18 protein-coding genes are annotated in these 16,051 nt (G+C 43.2%); 10 read left to right on the forward strand and 8 right to left on the reverse strand.

The window, feature by feature from the left end; genetic code table 11:
* The first annotated feature begins 23 nt into the window (after positions 1 to 23).
* Positions 24 to 1,040 (forward strand): extracellular solute-binding protein, encoded by a 1,017-nt coding sequence (locus tag DXX92_RS03190; protein ID WP_115999115.1) that lies wholly within the window; start codon positions 24 to 26, stop codon positions 1,038 to 1,040.
* 227 nt (positions 1,041 to 1,267) lie between these two features.
* On the opposite strand, the gene DXX92_RS19080 is transcribed toward DXX92_RS03190, so the two are convergent.
* Together DXX92_RS19080 and DXX92_RS03195 are read right to left on the reverse strand one after the other, a co-directional pair.
* A complete protein-coding gene (locus tag DXX92_RS19080; RefSeq protein WP_181901680.1) occupies positions 1,268 to 1,417 on the reverse strand; it encodes a hypothetical protein in 150 nt (49 codons plus the stop codon).
* Between the two features lie 276 nt (positions 1,418 to 1,693).
* Complete coding sequence (locus tag DXX92_RS03195) at positions 1,694 to 2,647, reverse strand: hypothetical protein (protein ID WP_115999116.1); 954 nt, start codon at positions 2,645 to 2,647, stop codon at positions 1,694 to 1,696.
* A gap of 173 nt (positions 2,648 to 2,820) precedes the next feature.
* Between DXX92_RS03195 and DXX92_RS03200 the strand changes: the two genes are divergently transcribed.
* The 4 genes from DXX92_RS03200 (at position 2,821) to DXX92_RS03220 (ending at position 5,807) form a co-directional block, all read left to right on the forward strand.
* Positions 2,821 to 3,336, forward strand: a complete 516-nt coding sequence (locus tag DXX92_RS03200) for a GNAT family N-acetyltransferase (protein WP_115999117.1) — start codon at positions 2,821 to 2,823, stop codon at positions 3,334 to 3,336.
* 285 nt (positions 3,337 to 3,621) lie between these two features.
* The gene (gene chrA, locus DXX92_RS03210) at positions 3,622 to 4,800 is read left to right on the forward strand and encodes a chromate efflux transporter (RefSeq protein WP_115999119.1); all 1,179 of its coding nucleotides are present in this window, start codon (positions 3,622 to 3,624) and stop codon (positions 4,798 to 4,800) included.
* 50 nt (positions 4,801 to 4,850) lie between these two features.
* Positions 4,851 to 5,273, forward strand: a complete 423-nt coding sequence (locus tag DXX92_RS03215) for a hypothetical protein (protein WP_147301924.1) — start codon at positions 4,851 to 4,853, stop codon at positions 5,271 to 5,273.
* 48 nt (positions 5,274 to 5,321) lie between these two features.
* Positions 5,322 to 5,807, forward strand: a complete 486-nt coding sequence (locus DXX92_RS03220; RefSeq protein ID WP_115999121.1) for an LURP-one-related/scramblase family protein — start codon at positions 5,322 to 5,324, stop codon at positions 5,805 to 5,807.
* Positions 5,808 to 5,921: 114 nt separating this feature from the next.
* Here DXX92_RS03220 and DXX92_RS19085 read toward each other — a convergent pair whose 3' ends face one another.
* The 6 genes from DXX92_RS19085 to DXX92_RS03245 all read right to left on the reverse strand — a co-directional run bounded on the left by DXX92_RS19085 (position 5,922) and on the right by DXX92_RS03245 (position 11,247).
* Complete coding sequence (locus tag DXX92_RS19085) at positions 5,922 to 6,092, reverse strand: hypothetical protein (RefSeq protein WP_181901508.1); 171 nt, start codon at positions 6,090 to 6,092, stop codon at positions 5,922 to 5,924.
* A 52-nt stretch (positions 6,093 to 6,144) separates the two neighbouring features.
* A complete protein-coding gene (locus DXX92_RS03225) occupies positions 6,145 to 7,776 on the reverse strand; it encodes an AmpG family muropeptide MFS transporter (RefSeq protein WP_115999122.1) in 1,632 nt (543 codons plus the stop codon).
* A 165-nt stretch (positions 7,777 to 7,941) separates the two neighbouring features.
* Positions 7,942 to 8,271, reverse strand: coding sequence for a hypothetical protein (locus DXX92_RS03230; RefSeq protein WP_115999123.1), 330 nt, complete (start codon positions 8,269 to 8,271; stop codon positions 7,942 to 7,944).
* Between the two features lie 497 nt (positions 8,272 to 8,768).
* Entirely contained in the window at positions 8,769 to 9,356 is a 588-nt protein-coding gene (locus DXX92_RS03235; RefSeq protein WP_115999124.1) for a peptidylprolyl isomerase, read from the reverse strand.
* Positions 9,357 to 9,407: 51 nt separating this feature from the next.
* Positions 9,408 to 10,088, reverse strand: coding sequence for a YajG family lipoprotein (locus DXX92_RS03240; RefSeq protein WP_147301925.1), 681 nt, complete (start codon positions 10,086 to 10,088; stop codon positions 9,408 to 9,410).
* Between the two features lie 10 nt (positions 10,089 to 10,098).
* Positions 10,099 to 11,247, reverse strand: coding sequence for a methyltransferase (locus tag DXX92_RS03245; RefSeq protein ID WP_116002277.1), 1,149 nt, complete (start codon positions 11,245 to 11,247; stop codon positions 10,099 to 10,101).
* A gap of 239 nt (positions 11,248 to 11,486) precedes the next feature.
* Between DXX92_RS03245 and DXX92_RS03250 the strand changes: the two genes are divergently transcribed.
* The 5 genes from DXX92_RS03250 to DXX92_RS03270 all read left to right on the forward strand — a co-directional run bounded on the left by DXX92_RS03250 (position 11,487) and on the right by DXX92_RS03270 (position 15,955).
* Complete coding sequence (locus DXX92_RS03250; RefSeq protein WP_428977327.1) at positions 11,487 to 12,038, forward strand: alpha-ketoglutarate-dependent dioxygenase AlkB family protein; 552 nt, start codon at positions 11,487 to 11,489, stop codon at positions 12,036 to 12,038.
* 227 nt (positions 12,039 to 12,265) lie between these two features.
* On the forward strand, positions 12,266 to 12,583 hold the full coding sequence (bolA, locus tag DXX92_RS03255; RefSeq protein WP_115999127.1) for a transcriptional regulator BolA: 318 nt from the start codon (positions 12,266 to 12,268) through the stop codon (positions 12,581 to 12,583).
* A gap of 274 nt (positions 12,584 to 12,857) precedes the next feature.
* Positions 12,858 to 13,406: a TRAP transporter small permease subunit gene (locus DXX92_RS03260; RefSeq protein WP_245961388.1), complete on the forward strand. Its 549-nt coding sequence runs from the start codon at positions 12,858 to 12,860 to the stop codon at positions 13,404 to 13,406.
* The gene (locus tag DXX92_RS03265) at positions 13,406 to 14,791 is read left to right on the forward strand and encodes a TRAP transporter large permease (RefSeq protein WP_220347680.1); all 1,386 of its coding nucleotides are present in this window, start codon (positions 13,406 to 13,408) and stop codon (positions 14,789 to 14,791) included. The genes DXX92_RS03260 and DXX92_RS03265 overlap by 1 nt, the downstream gene beginning before the upstream one ends.
* Positions 14,792 to 14,857: 66 nt before the next feature.
* Positions 14,858 to 15,955 carry a TRAP transporter substrate-binding protein gene (locus DXX92_RS03270; protein ID WP_115999130.1) on the forward strand — a complete coding sequence of 366 codons (1,098 nt, stop codon included), beginning with the start codon at positions 14,858 to 14,860 and terminating at the stop codon, positions 15,953 to 15,955.
* Positions 15,956 to 16,051: the final 96 nt, after the last annotated feature.

Here is a 16,051-nt window from a genome sequence, read left to right on the forward strand (position 1 = left end):
CGTTAGAGATTAGGGCGTGTTGTATGAAATTTATAGCAAAAATAGCACTTGGTTTTATGTTACCTATTGCGGCTGCAAATAGTGCCGAGTCGTCTGTGGTTAACGTGTATTCGTTTCGTGAAGCAAAGCTAATTAACCCCATCATAGAGCGTTTCTCAGCATCGACAGGAATTAAAGTAAATGTTGTTAGTGGTAAAGCAGACAAGCTACTAAAACGCTTAATACAAGACGGTGACAATAGTTTTGCAGATGTACTGTTAACCTCTAATGTTGTTCGTTTGGAAAAGGCTAAGCAACTTGGCTTGCTGCAAGCGATTGAATCTGACTATCTGAAACAACATATTTCACCTGAACTTAGAGATCCTGAGGGTTTTTGGTATGGCTTGTCGATAAGAGCGCGCGCTATTTTTTATGCCAAAGACAAAGTTAATGCTAGTGACATTCATCGCTATGAAGATTTAACCAGCGAAGCTTGGCACAATAAAATTTGTACTCGTAAGGGAAGCCATACATACAATCGCTCCATGTTGGCCAGTTTTATTGCCTTGCATGGCGAGAAATGGGCAGCGCAGTGGGCTAGGGGCTTAGTGAATAATTTAGCAATGCGACCAACGGGTGGCGATCGTGACCAACTGCGTAATGTTAATCGAGGTAAGTGTGATTTGGCGATCGCAAACAGCTACTATTTTGGCACAATGTCGCAAAGTGCTTCACTGCAGGACCGTCAAGTCTATGCAAATCTTGGTGTGATTTGGCCAGAGCAATTAGGCAGTGGTACTCACGTTAATATCAGTGGCGCAGCCATTACCAACGCGGCAAAAAATAAAGAAAACGCACAGTTGTTTATCGAGTTCTTATTAACAGAGCAAGCACAAACGATGTACTCAAATATCAATCATGAATTACCGATCAGGCAAGATATTCAAGCGAGCGACTTGGTGAGGTCGTGGGGAGAGTTTAAAGCTGATATCGGCTCAGTTGCTAAGCTATATCAGCATTTAGACGCAGCAGATAGAATTATCGACAGTACAGGCTGGTAAAAAGTGACAAAAGCTAACTCAGCAGACTGTTTATGACAGAAACCATAAGGCTTATTTGAAGCTTTATGGTTTCTCGCTGGAATTATTAGCTTTCGTAAAACGTTAATATGAATTAGCACACTTAATGTGAATCCATACAATTAACGTGAAGCCCTGTCTGAAAGCTGCCTTGTAAGTTTACAGGTGGTGCTAATGCCGCCTAACGCAGTTGAACAACCGTTAGCCTGTTATTCGTAGCTGCGTTCCATCCACATTAGCTTTAATTTGAGCTCTTCAATCTCTTGCTGCGCGTCGGCTAACTGCTGTGCTAGCGACTTTTGTGCTTGTGCAGTTTCTTCTTTAATGCTTGCTAATACTGTATCGTCATTGTGTGCCATGAGAATATCGCCTATCTAAAATATGAAACTTGTCATGTAATGTTACATTTTTACTTACAGTTTGTCATGGCGAGATTGCACCAATCTATAGGCTAGAATTGGGCGGGACCTGCGCACAAGTTAAAGATTTTTAATTTATTTCTTTAATACTAATCACTTAGCAATAGTAAATTCGATATCAAAATGAGTCGTTTGCTTTAACTTATTGCGATGACTTTATTGGGTATAAATGAGAGTTAGTAGCTGTTACTGGCTTTTGCAGGTATTTACTGATATTCACTCAACTTGATAGCTGGTAAGTAATTCACTTAGTGCTTGACGCTCAATAACAGGGAAATCGCGGCGATATCGGTAAACTGAATATAGCTCTGAAAATATCGACGTATTGCTGAGCTTATCGAGATCTTTGACCAACTGTTTTCCCGTGCCATCCATGGTTAAGCAGCAGCTCGCATAGTCTGCAATAATGGTCGTTAGCTTTTTGCCCTGCTGATGAAGTGCAAGATCCGCTTCAACGAAATACGCAGCACCACTCCAATAAACGCGCATATAGGCGCGGTTGTAATGCATATTATCGCTGATTCGATACAACGAGCCACGAGCTCGGCGCATATTTGCCTGACCACGACCAAATCCTGCTTCTATACGTGAAATAGCCTGCGTTTGCGTCAATACATTGGCCTGCATCATGGTGATGTGTTGTATATAGGTGGCGAAACCTTCACTTAGCCAAGTGTCGTGGTCATCTAAAAATGGTAAGTAAAGGTGGGCGACTTCGTGATAAATCGTCCAATCATCCTTTAAGGCTGTTAAACCGTAGTAGGGGGAGATATGCAGTAAAATAGAGTTGTCGACTCTATTCACTTGACCCCATGGCACGGGCTCTGAGTGGCGGCGACTGTGCTTAACGCGAAAGTCGATAGTGTCAAACGGCAGTACACCGAAACTTTTTTGAGTAGCCTCTACCGCAAAATTCAGCCACTTGTTTACTGTTTTTTGTTGGCTGGACGAGAAGCTGTGATCATTTAGCCAGCGCACAGGCTCGGCTTTCAAAGAAGCTGGCGCATAAATAAAACTCGCTATCACAATAATAGTGATCAGTAAGCGGTTAATACGATAGCTTACGTACCTAGCTACTGGGCAATCACTTTGCTGCTTGCTGCTGCTCTTTGCATAGTTAGTGTGTCGCTTACCTTGCGACAAGCGCTTTGCTTTTATTAAATTCTTCATATGCTTATACTATTTCTGCGTTTGCTGCTTATACATTGGTTTTCTCTGTACGTGGCTCTGTCTTGTACTCGGATTGCTTTACCTTCATGTTAAGCAGCATAGAAGGCGTAACTTACTGTTGATCTTATTGTGATATTTCGACTTTCCAAAAACTCAGGTTAAGGAGGCGCTTAGTGCCAACGCCAATCATTCGCGGTGCAACCATTGCAGACTATGACGCAGTTCTTTCTTTAAATTTAGCATCGGTTTCGGTGTTAAGCCCGATGGATAGAGCACGACTTGAATTACTCACTACGATGACCGAACTCTTTTGGATTGTTGAGGTAGAAGGGCAAGTGGCGGCTTTCTTACTTGCCTTTACAGATAATAAAACATACGACAGTGTTAATTATCAGTGGTTTAGCAAGCGATTAAAGCAGTTCTTGTATATTGACCGCATTGTTATTGGCGAGAAATTTCGCCGCCGTGGTATTGCCAGTCAAATTTACCAAGCGTTAAAAAACTATGCGCAAAGTCAGCAGCTTCATTGGCTGTGTGCAGAAATTGATTTGAAACCCGCAAATCCGCCCTCAATCGCATTTCACCAGCAACAAGGCTTTATCGAAATTGGCCAGCAACAACTAGTTGGCAAAGAAAAATCAGTGTCGCTGATGGCTTGCCAAGTCATACCAATCCGCATAATAGTATGATTAACTCAGAGCTATTTCAGCGGTTCAAGTACAAGAAAAATTTTTGCTGATATAGTCGCTCTACATCTAGAAAATTTGCCGCCGTGATTGGGCTGCTGAAAAGCTCCCGAAGGGCTTGGCTAAAACACTTTACTGCTGTGTTGCATGTTCTTGAAATAGAGTAACTATGACGAGCAAACATGCGCCTTGCATTAAAGCGCTTTATCTCAAGCTGAGTGAACATATATTTATGCGGATTGGTATAACTAGTTAAATGATTAATAACCACAATGAGCACAAAATTTAATGACATCATTAGTTGAGATCTTTATCCGATTTTTTACCTTAGGCTGCACTAGCTTTGGTGGTCCTGCCGCCCATATTGGTTATTTTCAACAAGCCTTTGTTCAACAGCACAAATGGTTAAGCCAGCAAGAGTTTGGCAATATCGTGGCGTTAAGTCAGTTTTTACCGGGTCCTGGTTCTAGCCAAGTTGGTTTTGCGATTGGCTGTCATCGGGCTGGCATTATGGGGGGCATCACTGCCTTTGTTGCCTTTACGTTGCCGTCGGTTGTATTAATGCTATTGCTGTATTTTGTTGGTTTAGAGTTTGCCAGCAGCCAAACATTTATCGGCGTCGTCACCGGATTAAAATTACTTGCCGTGGTAGTGGTTGCCGATGCGATTGCCACGATGGCAAAGAGTTTTTGTCAAAAGTTTTGGCAACAAGTGTTAGCGGTCATAACGGCTTGTGTCTTGATTTTCACTCCTTTTCCGGCGATGCAAATAGTGCTGTTAGCGTGTGCGGCGGTGATAGGCCGGGTGTGTTTTAGCGCCAGCGGCACTAACGGTTTGACACCTGCGCTAGATGAGGGCGGAAAGTCTCGCGCATTGAATTGGCCGATGTTTGTGCTTTTTGCTTTGCTGCTCATGGCGGGTGTGCTGATAACTGGTGGTAATGCAATCGTTCAGTTAATCAAAGATTTTTATGTCGCTGGCAGCTTGGTTTTTGGTGGTGGTCATGTCGTGTTGCCTTTGCTTCAGCAAGCCGTGGCCGACACGCTCTCGCAAAGCGAGTTTCTAATTGGTTATGCGGCAGCGCAGGCGGTACCTGGGCCTATGTTTACGTTAGCAACTTATTTGGGGGCGAGTATCTTACACAACGCCCCTGTGCTTGGCGCTATTGCCGCAACTTTAGCTATTTTTCTACCAGGCTTCTTATTGGTATTAGCATTTCAGCCTGTTTGGCAATCTTATGCCAGCAACCCCAAAATTGCCGGTGCATTGGCGGGCGTTAATGCGGCGGTTGTTGGCTTGTTGCTCGCGGCGCTTTATCAACCTGTGCTAGTTTCTGCCATCTCAGGTTGGTTGGATGGTGTAATCGCCTTGATTGGCATATGGTTACTAAGAGGGCTTAAGGTTCCAGTACTTGTGTTAGTGGCATGTTTTGCTGGGCTTGGCGTTTTGCTAGCGCAGCTTTCTTAAGCTGCGCTAGTTGAGTTGTAGTGTGCTGAGGATAATTGGTGGGCGCTTTTATGTCGAAAAATCGTTTAAAAATTTATTACACCATTTCAATTGTGAGCTTGTGTTTTGCTGTGCTCGGTTTTGGCTACAACACTTGGCGATTAGAGCAAAGTGAACACAATACTACGGTTCGAACGGCATCATTTGAGGTGATCATTGCCATTGCTGAACTCGAGCAAAATATTTTTGCTGCGGTTTATGATCAAGACGATGTCGCAGGATCACCACGCATAGGTTGGGTCAAGGTTGGTTTAATTGAGCAACTAAGCGTGCTTATCGACCCCAAGGTGGCAGTGGCGGCAGATCGGTTAAAACAAGCGTGGGCGAATCATTGGGATGAAATTACAAACGATGAACAAGCACTGGCGATAATCAATGAACGCATATCTCATTTGCAGAGCGAACTTAAGTTAGTGCTTAAATCTTTAAATTAGTTAACGAATTTAAAATAACATGGAGGTTTGTCGCACGTGCGCTATACCATGAAACAAAAGCTATTTTCACTGCGCGATAGCTTTAAAATATATGACCAAAATGATGAGCTAGCATTTATTGCGAAAGGTGGCTTTTTTAGCATCCGCAAGGGACTTAGGTTGATGTTGCCCAATGAAACGGAAGTAGCGCGAATCAAGCAAAAGCTCATCGCGTGGAGGCCAACGTTTTATATTACCTTGGCAACAGGCGAGCGTTGTAAAATTAAAAAGTCTTTTTGGCCATTATTTACCAGTCGCTTTGTACTGACGACCCCTAAAGCAGAAGTGGTGGTTGATGGTGATTTGTTGTCGCATGAATATCAGTTTGTTGCCGCTGGAGAGCAGATAGCATATGTGTCAAAACGCTGGTTTAGTTTAGGTGATAGCTACGGCATTGATATTAAATATGAGGAAGACATTCCATTGATGCTGGCTGCCGTGGCAACCATTGATTTAGTCAATCACAATGATAATGGTGCCTTTGATAGCGACTAAAATTACAGGCATGGCTAATATCGAGGCGACAGGCTAGCGCTAATTTATCAGCCCAGCCTAACGCTTAAAATCGACCATTAAATTGGGATAAATTAGTGATAAGTTAGGCTTAATTTAGTTAGTGATATACATCATCACCAATAAAAAACCGAGTAGTAGGCCATTTAGCCCAAGAATATAGGCGAAGCCTTTTAACCCGTCTTTCGCGCTGTAGCCTTTTTGATTTAAGTACAACCACCAAATGCTACACATTAAAATAGGCAGCAAAAAAAATAATTTAATCATGTAGTTAATGCTTTTGTTTTTTTCTAATCATAGAGCAAATACCAGTGTTTGCCTACTTTGCTTTAGGCTTGTCTTGCGACGATTCATTTTGTTCAATTAACGCAGTTAGTGGCTTACGAATACTGTACAAGAACAGCAAACTCGGGATCACCATCATCGAAGTTAAGACAAAAAACAGCGCCCAGTTACCATCTAGCCAGTCGACAAATATGCCCGAGTATGAGCCTAGCATTACACGGCCAAAGGTACCCAGTGACGCCATCAAGGCATACTGACTGGCGGTAAAGCTTTTATTACACAATACCGATAAGAGGGCAACAAAGGCGACTGAGCCCCATGCTGAGGTAAAGCCATCAACAAAAACGGTCATGGCAAATAGCCACTTTACAGGCCCCATTACCGCCATCACAGAAAACAACAAGTTACTGGCTGACATGGCGATACCACCAATAAATAACCCTTTTAAAATCCCGTATCTAATCGTAAAAACACTGCCAATCAATGAAAAAACGATAGTTGTTCCCCAATTGATCAGTTTTGAGTAATAAGCAATATCTTCATTGGAAAAGCCGACTTCTCGATAAAACACGATCGACATTCTGCCAAGGTAGGCTTCTCCTAACTTAAATAGGAAAATAAACATCAAAATTGAAAAGGCTAAGCGCACACCGTTACGTTGGAAAAACTCTTGTATTGGCGCCACGAGTGTTGCCAGTAGCCATGCCGTTAGCGTTGAAATGCTATCGTTTGAGCGCGCAAGCCCAGTCGCTAGTACTGCATCTGTACGTGAATTTAACGCACGATTAAGTTTTGTCAGCTGACGGGCAAATAGGGCAATCATGGCAATAACACTAAAGGTGGCGATACCAAACTGGTATTGCTCTTTGATGAACTCAGGCCAGAGAGGGTAGCCAATATTGGCGTAAAGTATGGTCAGCATAATCAGGGGGAGCAGCAGTAAAATACCAACACTTTGGCTTTTGTAGCTGGGCAGTACCGTAAGGTAGGCTTGCTGAATTTGATTGAGCGTTTGCTCACGTTGACTCGTTGGCTCTTGCACCACAAGCGCTGTAATGGATAAAGCCGCCATCATTAGCGCTAACACCATAAATACTTCTGACCACTGCCAGTCAGGTGAGCTTGCCAAAATAAAAGGAATACTGCCAAGACCGGCGTAACCTGTCCACCAACCTGCTGTCGCCATGGCAGAGCCTGCAGCCATCAACTCGTTACTGTTATCGCTTGCTTGATTGAGAATATCGATTCGATAGGCGTCGATGGCAATATCTTGAGTCGCCCCGCTAATCGCCAAACACAAACCAAACAATGCCATCATAGAGAGTTGGCTAGCGGCATCAAGCGAGCTGAGCTGTAAGGTAAATAAACAAATCAGTAATTGTGTGGTGAATATCCAGCTTCGCCTCAAACCAAGCTTAGCTGTAAGCAATGGGATTTTGATACGATCGGCTAGCGGTGACCACAAAAAGTTAATGCTATAGGCAACAAAAATTAGACCAAATAAGCCAATGCTAGAGCGAGATAAGCCTTCGTCTTTCAGCCAGCCTGTCATGGCAGAGCCAATCATCACCCATGGGAAGCCACTGGCGATGCCAAAAAAGAAAACGGTAAGTAGACGACGGTCTTGAAAGTAGCGCAGAGATTGAAGTAGCGAGCGAGCGGGCATACGGCACAAGAGTAACTAATAGTGCGCTAAGCCTATCAAACTGTGGTAGCGGACAAAAGGAGTTATTTGGCCGCTAGGCTTTAGGGCTAATATTGAGGGCTAATGTTATGGGAAAAAGTTCGGAACTAAGGTTTGCGGCTAAGATTTGGAGTTAAAGGTTTCAGACTAGGGTAGTGGGCGCCAGCCAACGCAATCGATAGGATAGCTGCCTTTGCCAGCAAAGAAATCTAAGCAGGTGTTAATTTCACTTTTAAAAAACAAATCGGTGGTTAATGCTTGCGCGCCATGCAAGCTGATTTCATGTATCAAATGCCAGAATACCCGCTCTTTCGCATTGCTCGGTGTTTCATCACTGACACTATAAGTTGTCCACTCTTCCATGGTATCGACAATGAATTTGTCGAGCTCAGTATAATGAAGTGTTCGCTCAATCACGGCGCTAATGTAAGCTCTGATTTGCTTTATTTTTTCATTGATAAACTGCTCAATTATCATGATGGTTACTCTTGCCAACGATGGAAATTTATTTAAAAAGCCACTAAAAGCTCTCGGCTCGATAATGATTATTATTTAACTTAGTTATTGACCAACATTGAGCTGTTGTCAAAGAATTGGGTTAAATTATCATATTAATCTGACACTTGTCAGATGTAAAAGTTTGATAGGTATGAACTTTTTTTATAGCCCTGCTAAAATTATGGAAATATAAGCAGCAAGTGTTGTCACTGGTTACGCAAATTAGCGAGAGTGCTTAGTCGGGGTAGCAAGGTTAGGTACTTTGGTTAGGTAGTTAGGTGAAGATATTTAGCAGAAAGGTTAGCAGAAAGGTGAATTGGCACGACTGGGTGAAATGATCAGGAGGTATAACTCAGGTAAGTACCCAGCTGAACATTATCAGATAAACCAGCTAGGCAATGTTGCAATGTAGCCGCTAGCTGGTTGATAGTCAGTTATTCAGAGTTGAGGTTTTTCTAGCTTGTCTTTGCGATGCATTACTCTGCTGGTAATAAGGTCGCTTTGATAAGCATAATTGGCTCAACAGGCACATCGTCCCAGCCCATCATTTCATTGTACTCTGTCGCTGAACTGCCCATTGCTTGCACAACTTCCATCCCTTCAACAACATTACCAAAAACCGCATAGCCCCATTGCCGGCCAGGATCTAAATTGGTGTTATCTGCTAAATTAAAGAAGAACTGGCGATTAGCGGTATGAGGGCGATTTTCTTTCGCCATAGCGATAGTGCCTTCTTCATTTTTTAGCCCGTTACCGGCTTCATTGACAATATCTGGCAAGGTTTTTAAATGCGTGAAGTCTTTATCATAACCGCCACCTTGGACAATAAAATCTTCGATAACTCGGTGAAAAATCGTGTTGTCGAAATCGCCTTGAACCACGTAAGTTAAAAAGTTATCCACAGTGACAGGGGCTTTGATGCGATCAAGCTCGACGATAATGTCACCTTTGCTGGTTTCCAACTTTACTTTCGGGAAGAGGTTGTCTGGGTCAATTGCCAAATTCTTTGCGTTAGCAAATGCGCTAATGAGTAGCAAAGTAGTGGCAAGCAATATATTTTTCATCGATAGTCCTTGGCTGATATCAGTTTCTTGTTTTAGGTTGCTTTTCTTGTTTTAGTTGTTTTGCATAAATGCAATTAGCTCTGGGTTGTTAGCAAGCTCACTAATAACCTTACCAAGCTGCTGATTTAAGTCGCGCTCCAATACAGCGATATCGGCCTTGATAGGACCATTGCTGTTACCTTTGGAAGTCAACACTTGGCTGTAGGTCTTATCCCCTTTATTGATGTTGACTAGCAGGCGAATTTCACTACTAGCTTGGTATTTCACCATCGATTGTTGAACGCTAACCAAGGCTTTTTCAATCGACACTTTCATTTGTGTTACGCCACCTTGCGTGCTCAGCCCTTGTGCATTGAGATACTGGCTTAAGCTTGCGCTTAAGGAGTCAGATAGCGACTGCGCTGGCGAGAATAATTCAGCAGGTTTGTCTTTGCGCAAAATTTGAATCAAGTGGTTACTTGGTCGTAAATCAACTACAGCTAACGATATATTGTTACCGCTGTAAATAGGCATGGCTGCTTGGCTTATCTGTGGCGCGACAATAACCTGTGAGGGTGGTGTCGCACAGGCGCCTAGCAAAGTAACAAATGAAACACTCAAAATGGTGCGATAGGAATTAGTTTTTACCGCTTTGCTGCTATTTCTTGCGGCTTTGCTCGCTTTGGCATTGGGCAAACTGCTCATAGAAAAGCAATGCGTAATAACTGAAGAGATGGCTGAAAAGTAAGACACTAATTGCTCCTTAACGTTTGATACTCGAGAGAACCACGAATTTTTTATTACTCGCAATGGTTTTGCAGTTCGAGAATACCCGCTGTAATTTAATATGGTAACCCAGTTGTCGATTGCCAATAATGCGCAGTTCGCCACCTGGTTTCAATACGCGTTTTGCATCATTAAACATCTGCCATGCAATATGGTCTGTGGTGGCATGCTGTTGGTGAAATGGTGGATTGCAAACAATTACATCGGCACTGTTGTCGGCTTCTGTTGTTAGGCAATCGTCGGCGCTAAAACGACACTGTGAAAGCAGCTCTGGCAAGTTTTCAGCAATGTTTTGCTCGGCGCTGGCAACCGCCATAAATGACTCATCTTTAAAGGTGATATGCGCAGCAGGTTGCTGAGCTAATAGGGTTAAACCTAAAACACCATTACCACAGCCAAGATCGACCACCTGTTGATTCGCTTTTACCTCAGGTAAATGCTCTAGTAAAAAACGTGCACCGATATCTAAACTCTCACGGGAAAACACCCCAGCCATATTGTGAATATTCATCACTAGCTCATTGTGTGCTAGCGACCATTGGCAATCTTGATGCGCTAAGGTGTTGTGAGTTTTCTCAAGCTGAGCAAAGACCAGTCGAGATTTTTTCTTGGCTAATGAGGTGGTCGTAGTTCCTAAAAACTTTTCGAATAGCTTGAGCGTTGAGCTGTGAATATCTTTAGCTTTTGCTCCAGCAATAAAGGTTGGCGTGCTAGCGTGATACGTATTTGCTATCAAGCTCAACTGGTAACTCAGCTGCGCATTACTTTTAGGAATACGATAAAGAATAACATCAACATTTGTTGGTAATTTATCTAACGAGCTTAGCAACTGAACATTATTCGTGTTTAGTTCGTTTTCTTCTAGGTTGTATTGGCTGCCTTGTTGAGCCAGATAAGAATCACTGACGCTAAAGACTTGTTGATCAGTAAGGTTACAGGCGAGTGCGCCAAAACTGTCGTTAAAAACTAGCACCGTTTTGTTGCCTGCCAGTAAGTTTTGCTCTTGGCAATGGGACAGTAAATATTCGTCAGTGGCGTCCCAAGCTTGTAGGCTGCGGTTGACCTGCTTTACGGGGAAACGTGACAAGCGAAGCGGCTTATCTTCGAAAAAAAATGGGCTGTGCATCATATGTAGTGACAATTTCGTGGCAGCAAGCAGCAACTAATTGCGCTGTTTGGGTTAGTCAAAAGTGCTAGTATTGTCGCAAATTCACGAGCCATCAGCCAAGTGAAAATGTACTGTATTGTTGCGTTTGTGCTGTCGCCTTTGTGCTGTTGCGCTTGTGCTAAGCACTTTCGCTCATCATAGTGACTAACTGAACGTTATCGAGGTTTATTATTAACATTACTGCCCCCAATGCCACGTTGATCTTTGAGCCGCAGTTCTATGGAATGCAACAAGCACAACAGCTTTTTGAACAACTGTACCAAGAGCTTGCATGGCGACAGGATGATATTTTTGTTTATGGCCGCCAAATTACTATTCCGCGTCTACAAGCTTGGTACGGTGACAACCAACAAGCCTACACATATTCTGGGCTGACATTAAATGCTCTACCTTGGACATCGACCTTAGCGCAAGTTAAACAAGCAGTAGAGGCCTACAGTGGTTGTTCTTTTAATAGCTGTTTAGCTAACTTGTATCGCGATGGTAATGATAGTGTGAGCTGGCACAGTGATGATGAAGCGGAATTAGGCATAAACCCCGTGATCGCTTCTGTTTCACTGGGGGCGAAACGCGACTTTCAGCTAAAGCACAAAGCGCAAAGTGAAAAACTGACCGTGCCTTTAAATAGCGGTAGTTTGTTAATGATGGCGGGCGAAACTCAGCATTATTGGCAGCATTGTATCGCCAAATCAAAGCGCGTAAAATCGCCGCGCATTAACTTAACCTTTCGGCAAATTGTAGTGCCGTAGCGCTTTATCTTGGCATCAGAGCAGCGTGTTGTTCGCTCAGACAAAAGCTGAAACTAAATTGCCTTGTCTGCTAGTAAGTTAATTGTCTTTGGTGCATTTCAAACACCAAACGGCTGGCACTTAAAGCGGGACAAACTAGACTTAGAGTAAACACGTACTCGCTAACAAAGGTGAAAAATAAAATAAAAACAGTGTATTACCATTGTTTGTTTACTAAGGGAAAAAATATGAATATAGCAACAACAATCGAGCAAAAATTGCTTTCAGCCTTCTCTCCATTGCATTTAGATGTGGTTAATGAAAGCCATCAACACAATGTTGCGCCAGGTAGTGAATCCCATTTTAAAGTGATTATTGTTTCTAAGAATTTTGAAGGCGAACGCTTAATCAAACGCCACCGAGCGATCAATCAAGTACTCGCAACTGAGCTGTCTGAGCATATCCATGCCTTAGCTCTGCATACCTATACGGAAAAGGAGTGGCAAGACTATTACGCCGACAACGTTCCGCTTTCACCTGCTTGTCTTGGTGGCAGCAAACGCTAAATAAAGCCATCAATGTCCGACAAACTTAATCAATTAAAAACAAACGAGTAACCCAATAATCTCGTTTGTTTTACCTTTCTTTTCTGTTATTACTAACCTGACATAAACGTCGATAGCTAATTTCGACGCCTTACTAAAATTATAAAAAACACAAAATGTGTAACGCTGTTAGCGCCTTACTGTATGCACTTTGGCGTAAAGTGGTGGTTCCCATTAATAATAAATAGATAGGGAGTAAGAAGGGGAGATGAACGGCTTAACGGTGCTTTTGGCTATGATTGATCGTATAACTGCCGGTTTTGGCGCGGTTATTCGGTGGCTAACCTTGTTGATGGTGGTGCTCACCTTTGCCATTGTTGTGTTGCGTTATGGATTCAATGTTGGCTGGATTGCCATGCAAGAGTCTGTACTTTATCTCCACGGCTTAGTGTTTATGTTAGGTGCAGCCTACACCTTAAAAGCTGATGGCCATGTTCGGGTGGATATTTTCTACCAAGGTTACACTGCCAAACAAAAAGCGCTGGTTAACCTAATGGGCACGCTAATCTTGTTACTCCCTGTGGTTATTTTTGTTTTTATCGTCAGTTTCGATTACATCTTAACGTCTTGGCGCATTGCCGAAAAATCGTCTGAAGCCGGTGGCCTACCTTTTGTTTATCTCAGTAAAGCCTATCTCTGGTTATTTGCCATAACGCTTGGCTTACAAGGGCTAGCTGAGATTATTCGCAATTTAAAGACGCTGTTAAGTGGTGAGTCAGAGCGCGAGCAATCAGATGGCAACAGTGATACACAATCACAAAGCCACCAAGGGGATAAATTATGATGAGTTATATCCCTTTATTGATGTTTGTGTGCGTTTGCCTGATTTTACTTATTGGCTATCCCGTTGCGTTAACACTAGCGGGTGTCGCTTTAATTTTTGCTGGCTTTGGCGTCGCCACTGGAGTCTTTGAACCTTTATTTCTGAATGCTTTACCAAGTCGATTATATGGTGTGATAAACAATCAAACCTTGCTGGCCGTGCCACTTTTTGTGTTTATGGGGGCAATGCTGGAGCGAGCGAAAATTGCGGAAAACTTATTAACGGCAATGTCGCTATTAATGGGGCGCTTTCATGGTGGTTTAGCTATTGCGGTCACGTTAGTGGGGATGTTGCTGGCGGCCAGTACCGGTATAGTTGGCGCGACAGTCGTTACTATGGGGTTATTATCACTGCCGACAATGCTTAAGCGCGGCTACGATCCTAAGTTCTCAACAGGTATTATTTGCGCAACAGGGACACTTGGACAAATTATTCCTCCATCGATAGCATTGGTGTTATTGGGGGATGTGCTCTCTAGTGCCTACCAGCAGGCGCAGCTAAAAATGGGGATCTTCAGCCCAGAAACTGTGTCGGTAGGAGAACTTTTCGCTGGTGCAGTCGTTCCTGGATTGTTACTCGTTGCACTTTATATTGGCTATTGCCTTGCGGTTGCCATTTTTAATCCTAAAGCTGCGCCGAAAGTTGCGAAAGAAGATATTGCTGAATTGGATCAGCAGCAATCGCTGAGCCGATTGATGTTAACTGCCCTGTTACCACCACTGTTTTTGATTATTGCGGTGTTAGGTTCAATATTATTTGGTTTTGCAACGCCCACTGAAGCGGCGGGGGTGGGCGCTATGGGCGCTTTGTTATTGGCTTTGATACAAGGTCAATTAAGCAAGGCCAACTTGCAAGCTGTAATGGACAGCACAGTTAAAATAACCTCTATGGTGTTTTTGATTTTAATTGGCGCTAGCCTGTTTTCTTTGGTGTTTCGCGGCTTCGGCGGTGAAGAGCTGGTGCATGGCTTTTTCCAGCAAATGCCCGGTGGTGTGCTTGGCGCGACATTAATTGTCATGCTGGTGATTTTTTTACTGGGCTTTATTCTCGATTTTATTGAAATCACTTTTGTTGTCATTCCAATCGTTGCGCCAGTGCTATTAATGATGGGGCTAGACCCAATTTGGCTTGGGATCATGATTGCGATTAACCTACAAACCTCCTTCTTAACGCCACCTTTTGGCTTTGCGCTGTTTTATTTGCGCGGTGTTGCCGATAAAGTAGTCAAAACAGCAGACATTTATCGCGGCGTAATTCCGTTTATTGCAATTCAACTGTTACTGCTGATTATTTTGGCAATCTGGCCACATTTGGTAACTTGGCTGCCTCAAATAATGTATGGCTAATGTGCGGCTAAAAGCTAATGTACGGCAGACATAAGGTTAATATAAAAACTAAAACAAGGACAAAACATGCAGCGTATTCTCTCTTATTTCTTCTCTAGTATCTTGTTAGTGGTATTGCTTGCTGGGTGCGGTGAGCAAGCAAAAACAACTTCATCCTCACAGAGCGTCGATACGCAGCAAACTTTCCAATGGAAAATGGTGACCTCTTGGCCGAAAAACTTTCCCGGTTTAGGTGTTGCGCCAGAGAAATTCGCTGCAATGGTTGGCGAAATGAGCGATGGCCGATTAACTATCCAAGTTTATGGTGCTGGCGAGCTAGTGCCAGGGTTTGAAGTATTCGATGCGGTTTCACAAGGTACAGTCCAAATGGGGCACTCAGGCTCGTATTACTGGAAAGGTAAAATTCCAGCGTCACCTATTTTTGGCGCTATTCCATTTGGTATGACAGCAACCGAACTAAACGCTTGGTTACATCATGGTGGTGGTCTTGAACTATGGCAAGAACTCTACAAACCATTCGGCATCATTCCGCTGGCAGGTGGTAATTCAGGAGCGCAGTTTGCAGGTTGGTTTAAAAAAGAAATCAATTCTATGGCAGACTTAGAAGGTTTGAAAATGCGTATTCCCGGCCTTGGTGGGGAAGTGCTAAAACGCGCTGGTGCAATTCCAGTCACATTAACGGGCGGTGAAATATTCTCGTCATTGCAAAGCGGTGCGATAGATGCCACTGAATGGGTTGGCCCATACAATGATTTAGCTTTCGGCTTTTATCAAGCGGCTGAATATTACTACTCATCAATTTGGCATGAACCAGGCACAGGCTTAGAGTTTCTGATCAATGAAAAAGCGTTTTCAGCGCTGCCAAAAGACTTACAAAAAATAATTGAAGTCGCGGCTAGAGCGGTTAATGAAGACACGCTAGATGAATACAATGCCCGCAATAATGCGGCAATGCAGACGTTAATTGAAAAACACAATGTTCAAATGCGCACCTTGCCAGAGTCCGTGTTGGCAGGCTTAAAAGCGCATACTGATGACGTAATTAACGAGCAAATTGCGGCGGACAAAGATTTTGCACGTGTTTGGCAATCGTACAGTGAATTTATGGCGTCTATTCGCCAATATCACGATAAAACGTTAAAGCAATACTTAAACAATCGATAAGCGCAACAGTCCTAAATAACTTATTGAAAATTGCTGCTCGTACCTCTTTTACTGTAAAGACAGGTACACTAGGCAGCAATTTTAAAAATAATGATT

The organism is Thalassotalea euphylliae (assembly GCF_003390395.1).
GTDB classification, from domain to species: Bacteria; Pseudomonadota; Gammaproteobacteria; order Enterobacterales; family Alteromonadaceae; genus Thalassotalea_F; species Thalassotalea_F euphylliae_C.